Source organism: Shouchella xiaoxiensis, assembly GCF_016907895.1.
Classification (GTDB): Bacteria; Bacillota; Bacilli; order Bacillales; family Bacillaceae_D; genus Shouchella; species Shouchella xiaoxiensis.
This window is the reverse complement of sequence record NZ_JAFBCV010000006.1, coordinates 149,842-166,508: the sequence shown is the minus strand read 5'-3', so window position 1 is coordinate 166,508 and position 16,667 is coordinate 149,842. Positions and strand designations below refer to the sequence as shown.

Here is a 16,667-nt window from a genome sequence, read left to right as displayed (position 1 = left end):
GCTGGCATAGGTTTATTAATTTGGAGTCCTCTTTATAAACTTATTTATGAAAGTTTTCTTATAAAGGACCCCAATTCGACAATAAAGAGAATATGGAATCTTTTTTATCATGTATTTGGCGGGGGACTTTCTTACTTTCTTTACTTCTGGCTAATAAAAAAATACAAACTATGGATTGTAAAGCTTGTATTTCTGCTGTACTTAATCGTTTTTATCTGTATTGGAATTCCTCTTGCTACAGTGGGTTTAGCTTTTATTGAATGGTTTTTTTCATAAGAATTTATTTGTAAGTGTTTAGGTTTCTAAATGGATTTAGCTTCATTTATATTTTTAGAGATATCTAATGCTACCAACGATTTCGGATGTGATTCATACATGGTTATTTATTTCATTGAACTTTTTATAAACTTTTGCATCGGCTGTATGTATGGACTAAATATCTCTGCTGGTATGGGGCTCTTATTTTACAGTGCTGTTTATAGGCGGATTTACGAAAGCTTAGTTATTAAAAACCCTGATACTGTTTTCAAGAAAATATGGAATGGTTTTTACCACACCACCGGAGGAGGACTTTCCTATTTTCTTTATTATTGGTTACGTGCCAATTTCAAATCATGGACTGTAAACTTACTTTTTATTTTCTATATTATCTTTTTTATCGTTATTGGCTTTTTTGTTGCTGTGCTAGCAGCTACCTTAGTAGACTTTGTTTTTGATTTGCTTCAACGGTGAGTTGATCGATTAGAAAACTCTCTGTACTTTATCTCATTTTCTAACTAATTCGATTAAAATAACAAAAAAAATTACTAAGGAGGACTCAATGGCTACACAAATGGAACAGCATCCTCCAACCGGATCACGGCTGACATTAGTACGAAAAAACCAATTATTGTGCTGGCAACGCCGTTTTGACATTTATATTGACGAAGATTATTTTGGAGATATTTCGAGGGGCAAACAAGTGAGTATTCCCATTGGTCCTGGAAAACATACTGTCTATTTAAACTTTGATTCAAGCGTGGGGAACCTTCAATTTGGGTTTCAGAGTGAAGTGCTTGAAGTCGAAACTCAATTAGATCAAAATTTGATCATTGATGTATCTGTAAAGAAGCATTACGATAACATTTTTCCCACATCGAATTGAAAGTCAGAGATTAACCTTATTTTTCAGTGCACAGCAAACTAAAAATAAAGTCTTTATCCATATCCGACCCAATACAAGGAGAGTTGTTACCATGAGACCTTTGCTTCAATGTACACGTGAAGAATTATTATTGCTTGTTTCTGCGGCTGGCTTCCCTGACGTCGCTAGAGGGATGGGCAGCTAGCCTCGAGCAGTATATAAATGAGTCCAATCAACAGTTACACGAATAACCCAAAAACAAACAGGCTCTCCATACCGCGTTGATGGTGGAATACCTGCATAATAATCAGATCAGTAAAGACAGGGTGCTCTCTGTCATTTTTTTATTTTAGGATAAACAGTCTTATTTTAATAAAACTCTTTATGTTCTTCTCTATAAAGAACTACTTGCTTTATTGCTTTTTTAATACCATCCCTTTTCCATTACTTCTTCTTTTCTAGTTCAGCGAAATTAATTTTGAAGATAATTCCTAAAAAGATGCCCATTTAGTGAAACAAGCATAAGCAGCTGCATAGACTAATCGGGTAGATACTCACAGAGGAATCATCAATTACGCCTAAGATTGCTTACTAAGCAGCTTCTTTTTCACTAAAGCAGTGTAAGCAACTCCTGTAAGTAAACTCAGGACAGACAACACTTACTTAATACAACTAGCTTCTTTGTTGTTGTGGTTTTGGTGTGTTTTACTGGCGCTAGCCAGAGTGGTTTCCAAGCGCAGGAGCACCGCACAAGAGATAGAGGTAAGATGAGACTGCGTTTTTTACTAAAAACCCCTTTATACCAGGCTTTTTCGCGGTTATATTGACTTTACAAAGGTCTCGTTTTTCCCCTTTTCAGAGGGGGGAAATGTAGCGTTTTTACCCTTTTCTCTCAGTCTCATTAACTGTCTCAGGAAACGTGGTTATCATTCTATTCTCTGTAAAAAATACTGTGATAAACCCTTTAGGTAAGGGATTTTTTCATTAATTTTTACGAACGATACCCGTCTCACCACGGCTAATTTCTCAAATATGTCGCCACTATTGAATCACTAGTTTATACCGGTTCTATGAAGATAAATGTGTTGAGCTTCTGGAGGGAATGACATGCTTGATGTACTCATTTTAACGGCTTTATTAATTGTTTTAGCTATCCTCGGTGCCCCTGTTTTTAACATTGGAAAAATGCTAGTGAAGCGAATGCTCATTGGTTCAATTGTTCTAAGTCTATTCGTGTTATGTTTACTGATTTACGATTTGTTGCGTCTGCATTTGTTCACGTAAAAAAGCTGACGCTATTTAAGGCGCGTCAGCTTTCTTTAATCTTCCCAATAGAAGATTGCATCCATAACCAAGTAATTTGAGGGCTCTTGTAGAATCGTCGGTATTTCTGCTTTGAATGGTAGTGGCGCATCTAATTGGTCTTTAGTAAGCAGCTCAATATCGTATTCGTGTAACGCTAGCTTGATTGCTCTCGCTAACTCTTTCAAATCCTCGCTTACTTGTAAGGCTCTCGGGTCCCCTATTAGTAGGCCATTTCCACCTGATAGCCACTCACCAGTCTCAACTCGAACGCGCTGGCTCCGCATATCTTCCCCCATAATCGCGACTGGAGCAAGACGAGAGATATTTACAATAATGCCTTTCGTTTCTTTTTCTTGTATCCCGTTGTTTGTCCACAGTACCTTTGTATCTGTTCTTCTGTGGCAAAAAAATTCTACGAAAGAAGCGTAGCCACTGCCGTAGTGATCGAAATCTGCCTCACACTCCACGCCGTGTATCCGTTTTATCCGATAAAACAATCTCTCTAAATGCTTTTCCACTTCTTGATGATCGTTTGTATGGTAAGGGAATACATCTCCTAGAATTTCTCCACGTATAAAGCCACGTAACTCATCATTTGAAAACATACACAAATCTCCTCTAACTCTATTGATATTCAGCCCTTTCGCTAAGCTGCATATTAATGCAAAAAAGACGCCATGGGCAGCGCCTCAAAAAATACGATGATAAGCTTTACTTTAAGTCTCTAAGACTGGTTCTGTAACCGTCCCGTCGGGCTCCGGCTCAGCCATTAATTTCATTAGTTCCCGCTCAACATAATTAGCAAAATAATACATTCCTGAGCTTAAGAATTCTTCTAACGTTTCTTCCAAGAGTAACCGATCTTTTGAAGCAATGCCTTGATAAACAGTCGAAAAAGAAGTCTTTTCAACCAATTTTAATACGGCAAGTGCTTGTTTATACTGCTTTCGCACAATAAGCTGATGGGCAAGCTCTTCTCCGCTTAATGCACAGAGATCTACTTTTTCTTCATGGTAATTTTGCACAAACATTAAGTCATTTTCTCTTATTTGTTGTGCGTACTTCTCGTGTCCACATAAATGAAACATCTCAATGGCGATTCTAATGTTACGTAAGCTAGCTTCTTGCTCCTCGAATAAAAATGCTTGTCCAATCGTTAAATGAGCAGACGCCATTAAATACATGGGGGTAATCTTGTTTTGAATTAAATAATTTGCATATTCTATTGCTTGATCCTGATCGTTTTTATAGTAAAGCATCGCAGTTGCAAAATAACTGTATATTTTCACTTTAAAAGATTCTTTAAGATAACTGTCATCCATCTCATAGAGCATGATATTAAGATCCTCTGTCAGCGCCATCAACGCTTTATAATCATCATGTGCAACCATTTCTGTCTCCATTAACTGTAACCTAATCTTCATTTCATTCGTAGATACTTGACTAACTAAGTCTCTCACTTGCTTCACGAACGTTGATGATGCTTGCTCTCTTTTTCGGCTATTCAACGAATAAATGGTGACCCAATCTTTAATGAGACCTGTTCGATTTTGGTGCTTGGCAATTAATTTGTCCGTTAAGTAACTTTGATTATAGTTAGAAGCAAACTCAAGTGCATTCACTATTCCGTTCAAATCGTCTAGCTTCAGACAATAAGATTCCATTATTTTAAGAAATTCAATAGAATTAAAATACTTTGTAACGGTTAAAGCCTCTTCAAACTTTAAGTTGATTTCTCCTTCAGCGCCTAAAAAGGAGGATAGCGTGGATGCTGGTACCCCTGAACCTCTACTAATCATCTTTAAATCATCGATTTCATGCTTCACCATTAGCTTTTTAATCATTCTGTACAAATACTGGGCAGAGGTTTCGTCCATTACCATGCATTCACTCCTTTAATTCATAGCTCAATATTTGTCAATATGCTTAAAGATATGACAAGAAAATTGATATTGGGAAAATTATACACGACACATTTTGTAGATATTGTCGGAATGTGTATAATTTTCATTAAATATTATAGAATTTTTTAAAAACGTTACTAAGTTAAGGCTTTTCGTCCTTACCTATATAAAAAAAGCCCTTACCTTTACTAGTAAGGGCTTCCATTTAAGAGATTGATCGTATAAGATATATAGGATTGAAGTTTTAGTTAACTTATAATTTGTAAATTTTCCCAACCTTCAAATATACATTCAGTTTTACATTCGTAATCATTCATGTTAGGAGTGTTCAAAATGGCCATTCACGAATTATCAGATTCTACGTTGTTAAACGCTTATATTAGAGCCATGGAACACAATTTAAAAGATGACTTCATTCTAATATTAAGAACTGAATTACTTCGTAGAGGGTTCGACCTTTCTGACGATGGACGTTAACAACTCTATTTCAGCTGTTTCTAGTTTTCGATCGAGTTGATTTTCAAACTCAGCAATTAGCCCAGCCAACATTTCTTCAAGTTTGTTCATGAATCTTTATACTCACATCCTTTTCAACTATATTCTATGTATTCCTTCTCGTAATTACAAGTGCGATTGGACTATAAATCACAATTTATTTTTCTCTTTTCTATGAGAAAAGACACTCATCTTTAGCTTGACGAGTGTCTTTATTCATCCTTCGCGCAAACAATTAGAAATTTATTACAGATAGTTAAGTAAAAGATCATTTTTTCACAGAGCGCTAAAAAAAGCGACTATTGACCTCTTTTAAATAACTTTTGTAAAAGCTTTTGTTTTGCTGTCAATATCTGACGCTTCAATTGACATGGCTTTGAATTCTGCAAGTGTTTCATCGAGCTTTTCTTGATTCTCCATTGCTTTCTGTTTAGCTTTCATCGTCCCCGCCGCAATCCGCGTAACTTCTTTATTTGTTAGATCAATGTTCTCTTGAATCGTTGCATTCGATTTTTCAATTTTCTTCGCTAATTTTTTTACTTCCTGCGCAACCACATCAAACCCTCTACCGAACTCTCCCGCATGAGCCGCTTCAATTGCTGCGTTTAAGGCCAGTAAGTTTGTTTGCGAGGCAAAATCTTGAATGGTTTTCGTGATACCCTGGATGGAGTCTGCTTTCTCTTTTAAGTCTTCTAGATTAGCGGTATTCTCTGATGATACGGTTGTTATGTCGTTTATGCTGTTTAGTAACGATTCACTTAAGAGAATGCCAGCCTGTGCTCGTTGATTTAAGCGCTCCGACATCTCTTCTAAATTAGTGGCAAATGCTTCAATCTGTTCTTGTCTAGTTGTTATATCGGTTGCCGTTTTAGCAATCCCAATAACGCGTTTCCCCTCATCAAAAATAGGCATGTATGTCGCCTCTAGCCAGACTAATTTTCCTGAGGCGTGTTTTCTAGCTATTTTATTTTGAAAGCTGTTTCCCGCTAGCAGATGGTCCCAAAACTCCTCATATTCCTCACTCTCACTAAACGATTCAAAACAGAACTGTTTGTGAGACAATCCTTCCATCTCGCTTACTGTATACCCCATTGTATCTGCAAATAATTCATTCACATAAGTCACTTTTCGATCTATATTAAAGCGAATAATTGCTAGGTTGTCTACTAATGCTCGAATGAACTGTTCATCTACTATTGTTGTATTCAAATTCGTAATTCCTCCATTATTGTTTTGTTTCTATACCACCAAACCTCTGCTTCTACACATTTAGACGAATATGTTACCATTATTTTAAATGCAAATGAAAGGAGGAAGTGTCTGTAGTCATGGAAATGTATAAACACCCATTCACAAACGGATATGGATTCTAAATTCTTTAACCTGATTGAAATCCTTGTTTTCTTTGCCGTCATTATTCTCTTTATCATTAGCCTGGCAATAGAAAATCAATTGCTTTTCTATCTAACATTAGGTTATTCAATCGTCCGTTCACTTGTTTTTCTTATCCTACAACAACTTAAGAAACGTAATGAAAAACAAAAAAGACCTACACAAAGGTAGATCTTCACTTCATATATGGAACGTCAATCATGATCCAAAGAAGCCAACCAGCTATCAAGTTTTTCTGCCGGATAATAAATTGACCCATTAATGTTCAAATGCGGCACGCTTGGATAACTCTTTACTAGTTCTTTCGCGTCTTCTTTTGATAGGTTTAAATAGTAGTGAAGGTCTTTCTCTTTTATTAATTTTGGTTTTTCATCAGAAAACATATCCGTAAGATGGCTTGTGCTATGATTCTTGAAATTCTTAATCCCATCTCCGATAAAGTATCCAAAACCAATGATTCCGATTGCGAGCCAAAACATACCGTCCAATCTAAATCCCCCTGCTTCTTTTTTTAAGTTTTGCTAAAATGTGCTGTTTCGCTTCTACTTGCTGTTTTTGAATAGCCAGGATGTTGTTGTCCTCTTTCTCAACAAAGAGCAATTGCTGTTTCTTTTCTTCAGACGTTCTCTTTGAAAGTAATAGCATGATAAGTGATACAAGTATAATGAATAGACTGATAATGAAATCCGCAAGAAGACAAGCGTCATGATTGGTAAGTTCATTATAATGTCGTCTAATTCCATTGTTGTACCTCCTCTCGTATCATTTTAACAGAGTGCAAACGATAGAGGGACGATGATCAACAAAAAAACCCAATGCAAACGTTCATGCACTGAGCTATCGCTTAACAGACCCTTACGGCAACCTGTAACTTGTGAGCACTTCTGTTTCCTCAACCCGTTTTTCAACATAAGAAGACTGCTTTTTTAATGCTAAATCAATGTAGGCTGGGTGACACATAATCTCTACCGTTTCTACTTGGTTATGCTCCGCAATAATCTGATCAAGCATCTCCTCACTTACGCCAGCTTGATAAAAACGAGCGTCAAATGCATCGGTTAAGAACGAAACTCCCTTTGGCTTCACAGCAAACGCGTTTCGCCACGGTAACTGATAAGTGTCTGCCAGCCTCTCAATTACTGGACGCAGGTAACTCCAGCCATGCATGTGGTGGTGGCTATCTAAGTGACTTGGAGTCAGGCCGTAAGAATAAAACAACTCAATCTGCGCAGACCACTCTCGGTAAACATCGTCAAGATTAATTAAAGCCTCGTTTCGTTGGTCCGACTGCTTTCGAAATGCTCCGTCTTCATTTAGTAATGACAACACATCCTTTCGAATAGGTCGTCCAATCGTTAAAGCCAAATGCACACCTACTCGAAGTGATGGATTGGCTTTTGCAAGCTCAACCGCATGCTTCGTTGCTGGTGCGTTAACAAGCATCGTTGCCGCCGAAACGACTCCATTTAAATGACTGTCGATAATTCCGTAGTTTACACCTCTGCTTAAGCCAAAATCATCTGCATTAAATATGATCTCCGGCATATCCTCACTCCTTTTATTGATACACTCGTTCAATTTGAAAACTGGCACGATCGCCATGAAAATAGGTTTGTGAAAACTCTGCTACCGTTCCGTCCTGCAAATAAGCGATCGTTTCTAAATAAAAACATGGCGACTGTTCGTCTGAATGCAACAGGCTTGCCACTTCTCCATCCATTTCCGCAAGCTGAAGATGTTCTTCCGTTCGAGCGATATGAATGCCGTAATGTGTTCGAAGCGATGCATACAGCGATGTGCTGCACTGTTGTTCAGTCAGGCCAGGTGCTATTGGCCACGGTAAAAAAGCGGTCTCATACTGAAGGGGTTTATCATCAACAAAGCGAACCCGCGTTAATTTGTGGACAGGTGCATTTTGCTCTGTTTTTAAGACCTCTGCTAATTGTTCATCTGCAGCGACAACTTGTAATGACAATACGTTAATCGTTGGTTTTTTTCCTTGAGAAGCTACTTGTTCATTAAATGAGGTAATTGTTTGCGATAAGTTCGTGCGTATCTTCGGCTCGGCCACAAACGTTCCTTGGCCCTGCCGGCGAATGACATAGCCTTCTTGAGTAAGCTGCTGCAATGCTGCCCTTACCGTTGTCCGGCTTACACCAAACGCGTCGCAAAATGCTGCTTCTGTTGGTAATTTCGACTGTGGTTCGTAGTCACCTGATTCGATTTTCTGTATAATTTCTTCTTTTATCTGCTGATGCATGGAAGACATGTACATTACCCCTTTAATGGAATACGCTCATTGTAGCATAATTTGTGTATGATTATCATACAAAGGTTATGACAAAAATACGGTTTAATTTCATAATTGTAATAACAAATTTAGCTAGACATGTGTTATTTGTTATGATAAATTATAGTTGTATTAAGAAAACGGTTTCAATAACAACTTGTACCTACAAATAGAGAACGTTTAAAGGAGGGCTTGTGATGACAGTAAAAGTGGTCATCATTGGTGGAGGTTCTAGCTATACGCCAGAAATTATTGAAGGGTTGGTGGCCAGACATGATCAGTTTCCAATAAGTGAGATCGCCTTAGTCGATATTGAACAAGGTCGCGCAAAGCTTCAGACAATCGAGCAGCTCGCACAGCGAATGGTGGCGAAATCGGGAAAACCGATCAAAGTCACAGCCCATTTTGACCGGCGCCAAGCATTGGAAGGAGCTCATTTTGTAACCAGTCAAATTCGTGTCGGCGGGTTAAAGGCGCGTGAAAAGGACGAACGCATCCCACTTTCTCACGGGCTGCTTGGACAGGAAACCAATGGTGCAGGCGGCATTTTTAAAGCGCTACGGACAATTCCCGTCTTACTTGATATTGCTGAGGATATGGCAGCTATTTGTCCAGATGCATGGCTCTTAAACTTTACCAATCCAGCGGGAATGGTTACCGAAGCGTTAATGAAACACGGTAAACACAAGCAAGTGATTGGCGTCTGTAATATCCCGTTTAACATGCGCACAGGTGTAGCAGAAGTTCTTCAATGTGAGACGAATGATGTTGAAATTGAGTTCGTTGGTTTAAATCACTTTATTTTTGGTCGTCGCGTCCTTATTAAGGGCGAAGATCGCACCGAAGAAGTTCTCGAAAAACTGAAGGACCCTGACAATCAGTATTCACCAGCAAACATTGTTTCAGAAGGTTGGTCAGATCTGTTCCTTTCCGCCTTTAAGCTGTTACCAAACCCTTATCACAGCTATTATTTTAAAGGGGCAAGTATGCTTGAGAAAAGCATAGAAGACTACAACAAGAACGGTACACGGGCAGAGGTCGTTCAAACGGTGGAAGAATCATTGTTCAAGAAATACGACGACGTCACGCTTGACCATAAACCAGAAGAGTTGGAGCAGCGCGGTGGTGCATACTACAGCGATGCAGCTTGCAACATTATGACAAGTATTTTCAACGATTCAGGTGACGTACAAACCGTTAACACGTTAAATAACGGAGCTATTTCAGACCTACCGGATGATGCCGTTATTGAAACGAATGCGTTAATTGGCAAACAAGGTCCGCGTACATTGAGTATCGGGAAATTGCCCCTCGGTGTGAAAGGCATTGTCCAGCTGATGAAGAACATGGAAGAACTTGTGATTGAAGCCGCTGTAACCGGCGATACCCATTATCTTTATCAAGCACTGCTCATTAACCCGCTTGTTCGTGATGAAGCTCTTGCGGAAACCGTAATGAACGAGCTGCTTGAAGCACATAAAGATGATCTGCCGCAGTTTTATAAAAACGTATAAAAGGAGAGTGTTTTCACATGATGCAATGGATGGAAAAGTACTTTATTCCAATTGCCGGAAGAATTGGCGCCCAGCGTCACCTCGTTGCTATCCGTGACGGATTTGTTAGCGTTATTCCTTTCATTATCATTGGTTCATTTGCTATCTTACTTAATAATTTCCCATTACCTTCTATTGAACGTTATCTTGAGTTTATGACAGGCATTTTTGGTGAAAACTTTACGATGTTTGGCGGGAACATTTGGAATGCCTCTTATGCCATACTTGCTGTTCTTGTTACAATGTCAATTGCTTACCATCTAGCACGCTCGTACAGTGTCGATGGCTTATCGGCGGCGATCCTATCGGTTTCTACCCTTGTGATGGTCTCCCCATTTACGGAAGATTGGGGCTTATCCCTCGCTTGGACGGGATCACAAGGATTGTTCGTTGCCTTATTTAATGCCTTAATTGTCACAGAGCTTTTCCGTTTACTTGTTAATTCTCGATTTACGATAAAAATGCCTCAGGGCGTGCCAGAAGGCGTTACGAAATCGTTCCGCTCCCTTATACCGATTCTAATTATTTTAACAGGACTAAGCTTGTTCCAAATGTTCATGACGCTTGTGGTTGAATTAAGTGTACATGAATTAATTTTCAACTGGATTCAAGCACCATTGCTTAGTCTATCAAACTCACTACCAGCTGCTTTAATCGTTGTATTCTTAAATCATTTGCTTTGGTTTTTTGGCTTACACGGCACCAACATTCTCTCGCCAGTTATGGAAGGTGTATACTTAACAGCGAGCATTCAGAATACTGAGCTTGTTCAAGCAGGCGCAAGTATCTTTGGAAATGAGCTGGCAATCGTTACAAAAGCCTTCTTCGATTCCTATGTCTTTATGGGTGGATCAGGTACGACGCTCGCCTTAATTGCGGCCATTTTTATTGTAGCGAAAACATCCCATTATCGTACCGTCGGAAAACTCGGCGGACCAGGTGCAGCCTTTAATATTAATGAACCAATCATGTTCGGTATGCCAATTGTCTTAAATGCATCACTGCTTATTCCGTTCCTGCTCATTCCATTATTGCTGACGGTTATCTCCTATTTCGCGATTTCCTTTGGCTTTGTTCCAAAAACAGCCGTCGCCATTCCCTGGACAACACCGCCAATTATTAGCGGCTTTCTCGTCTCGGGGCACTGGTCAGGCGTCATTTTACAGCTGTTTAATTTAGCACTTGCAACCTTAATCTACATTCCGTTCTTAAAAGCATCTGAACGAGCACAAGAAAAAATTGAGAAAGAAAACCAAATGCCATAAAAAGGAGTCTCATCATGACGAAGACACTTGAAGAAATTTCATTCCATCTCATTCTCCACGCTGGCAACGCCCGCTCGTTTGCAATGGAAGCTATTCATGCCGCAAAAGCAGGAAATTTTGCTGAAGCCGAAGAAAAATTAAGAGAAGCTGATAAAGCCTTTGTTGAAGCACATCATGGCCAAACCGAGCTACTCCAGCAAGAAGCACAAGGAAGCGGCCAAACGCCATCAATCCTCTTAATTCATGCCCAAGACCACTTGATGACGTCAATGACGGTAAAAGACATGGCGCTGGAAATGGTTGAACTATATAAACGATTACCGAAAGGAGACGAATAAATGAATATCTTACTTGTTTGTTCCGCAGGAATGTCCACAAGCATGCTTGTTACAAAAATGAGGGAATCAGCCGAAGCAAAAGGCGTATCGTGTCAGATCGATGCCGTCTCCGCTTCCCAGCTTAACGAGCACCTCGAAAAAACAAACGTCATCTTAATAGGACCGCAAGTTCGCTACATGCAGGCGCAGATTACCAAACAAGCCGCACCCCACGGCGTAAAGGTTGATCTAATTAATCAAATGGATTACGGCATGATGAAAGGCGAAGCGGTTTTAAATCAGGCGTTGAAATTAGGCGAAGGGTAAGAAAAGAAAGACCACAGCTTGCATATAAGCTGTGGTCTTTCCATATTCTTCATGTTCTAATTTACCGTCTGCGGAAAACGTGTATACGAAACAAACGATGTATTGCCCGTAATATACAAACCACTCAATAATTCTAGCATTAGGGCATTGTTTACTTGATGCTCTGCCACAACAGTGAATACATCTCCGTTGTTAACGGTTTTATAACGAGCATTCCAATCTCTTTGGTTGTAGACCCAAAGTGAGGAGGCTGTCACACGCACGCTTCCAATGCCATCATTTCCTGGACCACCGTTATGTTGCAACCGATCTCGTACCTGAGTCATATTAATCCCTGGACAAGCAGTCGCTTGATTCGGCATTTCTCCATGTCCTTTAACTTGGTCCACATCTATATTAAAACGCGCCATATTGAAAGCTGCTCGTTCTTCCCACACCTGTTCTTGCAACGTTGTGAATGAACCATTTCCAACTAGACATATGTGATAGGAATAGCCATTGGCTCCCGATGCTCCATTCGTCACCATATCCGGATCATAACAAAGCTGTACACTTCCATCGCGTAAGATGATTTCGGCATAACCACCTGTCTGCCAACCAAGATCCTTCCAGCGATTATTCCAAAAGGACCAAAAATCCCCCTGGGCCGTTGCGCTGTGGTGACGCACGATCGTCGTAATATCATTAACGTTTCGCTTCGTTGCTCGTTTCGGTGTTTCGTCTCGAAGGTCATGAATAATGGTCATTTCCACTCATCCTCTCTATTCTAGTTGGTCTTACGGGTAGAGCTTGTCCAACAGCTCATGTTCTTTGTAACGGTGCTAGAATGACTCTTAACTGTTTTATCAATGAATCGCATCACTCCTTTCAAATGATCAACCTACAGTACAGTTACTTTCTAACCTCCTTGATTTGATTTGCTAGTAACAACAACTCAACGCGCAGACTTAGCGGAATGAAATGATTTTGCATGCATGTACTACAAGAAAAACTTGTATCAATTTTTGACAAGTGCTTTATCTGTGCTTCGGTCAACGTCTCTGGATTCCCACAACGATCACAAAATAAGAGAATAGACATAGTCGGTTCACCCTTTCATTTTATACATTTCGTATATTCTTTTTTGTATAAACACCTAAAAAACGTGATAATATATACATAACGAAGAACTCATTCTTATGTTAATTCTTCAAAATGTATAAGTCAATAAATTTTATACAATTCGTATATAATTTTATTCAATTTGAAGAATGAGGGGCGTTAATGATACAATTTGAAGATAGAATCTCTTCTGAGAGGTGCGAGAACGATGAAACTAGGAGATCGGATCAGATCTTTACGTGAAAAAGAAGGATTAACACAAAAAGCATTAGCACAAAAATTAGCCATTCCGCACCAGAACTTATCAAATTATGAGCGGAACTTTAGACAACCTGATTATGAAACGCTTCAAAAAGTTGCTGATTATTATGCTGTTACAACCGACTTTCTTTTGGGTAGAAGCAAGCAGCCGAGTCAAGATGTCTCCATCGCTTTCTACGATGGGCCAAGTTATGAAGATGAGGATGAAAAAGAATTTATTGAGCAGCAGCTGCAGCAATACCGCAAAATGAAACAGCGCTTTAAAGATCAAATGAACAAATCATAACGTCTATCCTTCAAAGTGAGCAAAACGAAAAAAAATAAAAGACGATCGTCTTTTATTTTTCAATAATATACGAACATACATTCTTTATAGAGGTGATTTCTTGCGCTATTCAACGGATAAAGAACTAAGAATAAGCGAACAGCTACGAGATTTAGGCGTTTTGCATGTAAGTGATTTGTCGATTGAGAATCTATGTACACTTTATCAGATTGAAGTTGTTTTCCATGACGACAAAAACACTTGCATGTTTGAAGAAGATTATGCGGTGATTTTCATTAACAATCAGCTTTCTTACCTTGAACAAAGACAAGTCTTTTTTCACGAACTCGCTCATATTCGTTGGCATCACGGTAATCAGCTCCAGCTCCCGAAACAACTCGCTCTGCTTCAGGAAGAGCAAGCTTCATTTATCTCGCTTTATTACGCGATGCCGCGCCATCTCTTGTTACCAGAAATAAATCGATACCAGTCACTTGATGGGCTTGCCGACTATTTTCAATTACCTCCTACTATGGTAGTAAAGCGCTGTACGGCCTTTCAACGAGAGCAATCTCGCATTAGGGCGCAAACACAAGAGGAATACAAGCAATGGCGACGGAAGCGAACGAGTTTACAATCAGGAAATCTATACAAAGGCACTACAGAAATACTGCATCAACTTGCTTTACAAGTAGGAGAGGAGTCCATTCATTATGACATTAGACGTTTATTATGAAGAATTAGACGGTCAGCTCTATCCAGTTTGGCTAATGGTGCCCGCTCAATCGTCAGAAGAGTATCTACCTGTAGTACTGAATGCGCCGTTTGAACGAATAGAAGAAATTCATGATTCAATGACACTTGTTTCAGTGACGATGAATGCACTCTCAAGAGATCCACAAGAGGAGCAGAAGTTTTCCATTCATTTGCTAACGGTCTATCATGAATTACAACAAATGGGGAGAGTGCCAGACTCACTCGACTCTGCTTTTTTTCTCATTCAGATGGCAGATTTAGAGGAATTGCTTCAATTCGAAGTAAGACGTCTTTTTGAGAAATAGCTCAACACATCGGACACGCTGGAGCGTGTTCTTTTTTTATGGATGGTTTTACCTGTTGCAATACGAACATACATTCGAGTATACTGCTGTAAAAGGAGTGAATGTCATGTCGTATGAACTTGAAGCTGAAGCGTTGTTTGGTGTTGACCGTCCTCGACAAACAACATTGGTCGATACCGTTGTCGCTTTTATTTACATACGGTTAGCTAAGCAAATATTGGTGAAAGACCTGGAAAACTTCGAAAAAGGACTCGTGCCAGTAAAATATCCAGACGTATATCTTCGCCGTCTCCGTGCATCACTCGCATGCTTATCAGAAGATCTTCACCAAACGAAACGGTTCTTTCTTGAGCACTCTATTCGCGTAACCGAAACACCTACAGATGTTCATGAGAGCAGCGTCTTATACCAGTATTGGATTGGTGGTCAGACAGGTTTTACTGGATCGTCCGCACACGTCATGCGAAAACAAGTCAAGCGCTATGTCCAATACTACTTTACTGAAAGAGTCTAACCTTTACCCGATTATAAAAACAGGACTTTATACCCTAAAAAAGAACATATATTCTTGTTTTGCCTGTATTTAAACTGCATAAAAATAAATAATTAGGCATAGGTATTAAATAACCAAAAATCCCATGTTTTTTGGTTATTTATTTGTGGTAAATAAGTTAAAAGAACTATATATTTAAATTTAAATAAGTCTTTAGATTCAAATAGAAGAAAAGGACGTGTACACAAGAGTGATTATTCAAACCAATTTGAGCGCTTTAAACGCTCACCGACACTTTGGCATCAATCATGCTAAGGCAGCTCGAGCGCAAGAGAAGCTTTCTTCAGGCTTGCGGATTAATCGAGCTGGAGATGATGCCGCAGGTCTTGCCATCTCCGAAAAAATGCGAGCCCAAGTACGTGGGCTTAATCAAGCAAGCCGAAACGCCCAAGATGGTGTCGCTTTGATTCAAACAGCAGAAGGTGCTTTAAACGAGACACATTCAATCTTGCAGCGGATGCGCGAGCTTTCCATCCAGGCAGCAACGGATACCTACACAAATAGTGACCGAAACCAGCTTCAACAAGAGGTTGACGCGCTCGCTCAAGAACTTACCCGTATTGCTGGCTCGACTGAATTTAACCAAAAAAAGCTTTTAAATGGTTCAGCTTCTATTACCCTCCAAGTTGGCGCCAATGCCGGACAGTCGCTTTCTTTTTCAATTGGTGCAATGGATGCACGTTCCCTTGGCGTAGGCATTCTTCATACTCAGCAAACCAGCGCGGTTACCAGCCAGGTAACAAATGTCACAACCTCACATATTGCCCGCCTGCGTGTGGACGAGAATGACCCTAGTAAAGATATGATTGGAAGATTTATTGATAACGGCCCAGGTAGAACTGGTTATTATTTAGGCGATGAACTTAAATACGAGACGGATAAGCCAGAGGCAAATGGCACTTACACTGTTTATTGGGAAGGAGCCAATCGAGAAATATTACTTGAAGAAGAAACGCTAACAACTTCAACCAATTCCTTGCGCTATACTGATTTAACAGGTAACGAACAAACAGCGACTTGGCAGACGGCTACAGATCAGCAGCAGGCAGGTTATTATACAAACGGTACGCTTATACAAGCCGCGGATGAAGCATACGGACCTAATCAAACAATAAACATTACGCTAGACGGTGCGCCAACCTCATTAACTGGGGTAAATCTTTCAACAAGCTCGGCCGCCCAGCTGGCTATAGGCTCAATTGATTTAGCGATTACACGTGTTTCATCTGAACGCTCAAAGCTTGGAGCAACTCAAAATCGCTTAACGCATACGATTTCGAACGTACTGAACACGTCTGAAAATTTACAAGCAGCCGAATCCCGCATTCGTGATGTTGACATGGCAAAAGAAATAATGGAATTAACAAAACACCAGCTTTTAGCGCAAGCCTCACAAGCTATGCTTTTTCAAGCGAATCAAGCTCCTCAGCAGGTCCTTCAACTTCTCGGTTAATC

Annotated in this window: 21 protein-coding genes; 13 read left to right on the top strand and 8 right to left on the bottom strand. The window is 39.7% G+C overall.

Annotation, left to right across the window (positions count from 1 at the left end; all coding sequences use genetic code 11):
* Nucleotides 1-306 precede the first annotated feature (306 nt).
* The 3 genes from JOC54_RS11360 (at nt 307) to JOC54_RS11350 (ending at nt 2,407) form a co-directional block, all read left to right on the top strand.
* A complete protein-coding gene (locus tag JOC54_RS11360) occupies nt 307-732 on the top strand; it encodes a hypothetical protein (protein ID WP_204466401.1) in 426 nt (141 codons plus the stop codon).
* A gap of 88 nt (nt 733-820) precedes the next feature.
* A complete protein-coding gene (locus JOC54_RS11355; protein WP_204466400.1) occupies nt 821-1,144 on the top strand; it encodes a hypothetical protein in 324 nt (107 codons plus the stop codon).
* A gap of 1,086 nt (nt 1,145-2,230) precedes the next feature.
* Entirely contained in the window at nt 2,231-2,407 is a 177-nt protein-coding gene (locus JOC54_RS11350) for a hypothetical protein (protein ID WP_157684208.1), read from the top strand.
* A gap of 35 nt (nt 2,408-2,442) precedes the next feature.
* Here JOC54_RS11350 and JOC54_RS11345 read toward each other — a convergent pair whose 3' ends face one another.
* Entirely contained in the window at nt 2,443-3,033 is a 591-nt protein-coding gene (locus JOC54_RS11345) for a hypothetical protein (protein ID WP_204466399.1), read from the bottom strand.
* A 111-nt stretch (nt 3,034-3,144) separates the two neighbouring features.
* Nucleotides 3,145-4,311: an AimR family lysis-lysogeny pheromone receptor gene (locus tag JOC54_RS11340; RefSeq protein ID WP_204466398.1), complete on the bottom strand. Its 1,167-nt coding sequence runs from the start codon at nt 4,309-4,311 to the stop codon at nt 3,145-3,147.
* 336 nt (nt 4,312-4,647) lie between these two features.
* Here JOC54_RS11340 and sda point away from each other — a divergent pair, with 336 nt between their 5' ends.
* Complete coding sequence (gene sda / locus JOC54_RS23380; RefSeq protein ID WP_081761226.1) at nt 4,648-4,809, top strand: sporulation histidine kinase inhibitor Sda; 162 nt, start codon at nt 4,648-4,650, stop codon at nt 4,807-4,809.
* Here sda and JOC54_RS23200 read toward each other — a convergent pair.
* The 5 genes from JOC54_RS23200 to JOC54_RS11315 form a co-directional block, all read right to left on the bottom strand.
* On the bottom strand, nt 4,768-4,899 hold the full coding sequence (locus JOC54_RS23200; RefSeq protein ID WP_275582703.1) for a hypothetical protein: 132 nt from the start codon (nt 4,897-4,899) through the stop codon (nt 4,768-4,770). The genes sda and JOC54_RS23200 overlap by 42 nt on opposite strands.
* 240 nt (nt 4,900-5,139) lie before the next feature.
* Nucleotides 5,140-6,036: a methyl-accepting chemotaxis protein gene (locus JOC54_RS11330; RefSeq protein WP_204466397.1), complete on the bottom strand. Its 897-nt coding sequence runs from the start codon at nt 6,034-6,036 to the stop codon at nt 5,140-5,142.
* 377 nt (nt 6,037-6,413) lie between these two features.
* Nucleotides 6,414-6,698 (bottom strand): DNA-binding protein, encoded by a 285-nt coding sequence (locus tag JOC54_RS11325; protein ID WP_204466452.1) that lies wholly within the window; start codon nt 6,696-6,698, stop codon nt 6,414-6,416.
* Nucleotides 6,699-7,074: 376 nt separating this feature from the next.
* Entirely contained in the window at nt 7,075-7,764 is a 690-nt protein-coding gene (chbG, locus tag JOC54_RS11320; RefSeq protein ID WP_204466396.1) for a chitin disaccharide deacetylase, read from the bottom strand.
* Between the two features lie 13 nt (nt 7,765-7,777).
* Nucleotides 7,778-8,488 (bottom strand): GntR family transcriptional regulator, encoded by a 711-nt coding sequence (locus JOC54_RS11315; RefSeq protein WP_239586687.1) that lies wholly within the window; start codon nt 8,486-8,488, stop codon nt 7,778-7,780.
* A gap of 218 nt (nt 8,489-8,706) precedes the next feature.
* Here JOC54_RS11315 and JOC54_RS11310 point away from each other — a divergent pair, with 218 nt between their 5' ends.
* From JOC54_RS11310 to JOC54_RS11295, 4 genes are read left to right on the top strand one after another with little or no spacing between them, the layout of a single operon-like run.
* The gene (locus tag JOC54_RS11310) at nt 8,707-10,023 is read left to right on the top strand and encodes a 6-phospho-beta-glucosidase (protein ID WP_204466394.1); all 1,317 of its coding nucleotides are present in this window, start codon (nt 8,707-8,709) and stop codon (nt 10,021-10,023) included.
* A gap of 17 nt (nt 10,024-10,040) precedes the next feature.
* Nucleotides 10,041-11,327 carry a PTS sugar transporter subunit IIC gene (locus JOC54_RS11305; RefSeq protein WP_239586686.1) on the top strand — a complete coding sequence of 429 codons (1,287 nt, stop codon included), beginning with the start codon at nt 10,041-10,043 and terminating at the stop codon, nt 11,325-11,327.
* A 14-nt stretch (nt 11,328-11,341) separates the two neighbouring features.
* Complete coding sequence (locus JOC54_RS11300) at nt 11,342-11,665, top strand: PTS lactose/cellobiose transporter subunit IIA (RefSeq protein ID WP_035420740.1); 324 nt, start codon at nt 11,342-11,344, stop codon at nt 11,663-11,665.
* Nucleotides 11,666-11,971 carry a PTS sugar transporter subunit IIB gene (locus JOC54_RS11295; RefSeq protein WP_035420739.1) on the top strand — a complete coding sequence of 102 codons (306 nt, stop codon included), beginning with the start codon at nt 11,666-11,668 and terminating at the stop codon, nt 11,969-11,971.
* A 56-nt stretch (nt 11,972-12,027) separates the two neighbouring features.
* Here the strand turns inward: JOC54_RS11295 and JOC54_RS11290 are convergent, their stop codons facing one another.
* The gene (locus JOC54_RS11290; RefSeq protein ID WP_204466393.1) at nt 12,028-12,717 is read right to left on the bottom strand and encodes an N-acetylmuramoyl-L-alanine amidase; all 690 of its coding nucleotides are present in this window, start codon (nt 12,715-12,717) and stop codon (nt 12,028-12,030) included.
* Nucleotides 12,718-13,280: 563 nt separating this feature from the next.
* Here JOC54_RS11290 and JOC54_RS11285 point away from each other — a divergent pair.
* From JOC54_RS11285 to JOC54_RS11265, 5 genes are all read left to right on the top strand, one after another.
* Nucleotides 13,281-13,619 (top strand): helix-turn-helix domain-containing protein, encoded by a 339-nt coding sequence (locus tag JOC54_RS11285; protein ID WP_054793717.1) that lies wholly within the window; start codon nt 13,281-13,283, stop codon nt 13,617-13,619.
* A gap of 100 nt (nt 13,620-13,719) precedes the next feature.
* Nucleotides 13,720-14,334: an ImmA/IrrE family metallo-endopeptidase gene (locus JOC54_RS11280; protein ID WP_204466392.1), complete on the top strand. Its 615-nt coding sequence runs from the start codon at nt 13,720-13,722 to the stop codon at nt 14,332-14,334.
* Nucleotides 14,312-14,659 (top strand): hypothetical protein, encoded by a 348-nt coding sequence (locus JOC54_RS11275; protein ID WP_204466391.1) that lies wholly within the window; start codon nt 14,312-14,314, stop codon nt 14,657-14,659. The genes JOC54_RS11280 and JOC54_RS11275 overlap by 23 nt, the downstream gene beginning before the upstream one ends.
* 106 nt (nt 14,660-14,765) lie before the next feature.
* A complete protein-coding gene (locus JOC54_RS11270; RefSeq protein WP_204466390.1) occupies nt 14,766-15,173 on the top strand; it encodes a YhjD family protein in 408 nt (135 codons plus the stop codon).
* Between the two features lie 217 nt (nt 15,174-15,390).
* On the top strand, nt 15,391-16,665 hold the full coding sequence (locus JOC54_RS11265; protein ID WP_367617794.1) for a flagellin N-terminal helical domain-containing protein: 1,275 nt from the start codon (nt 15,391-15,393) through the stop codon (nt 16,663-16,665).
* Nucleotides 16,666-16,667: the final 2 nt, after the last annotated feature.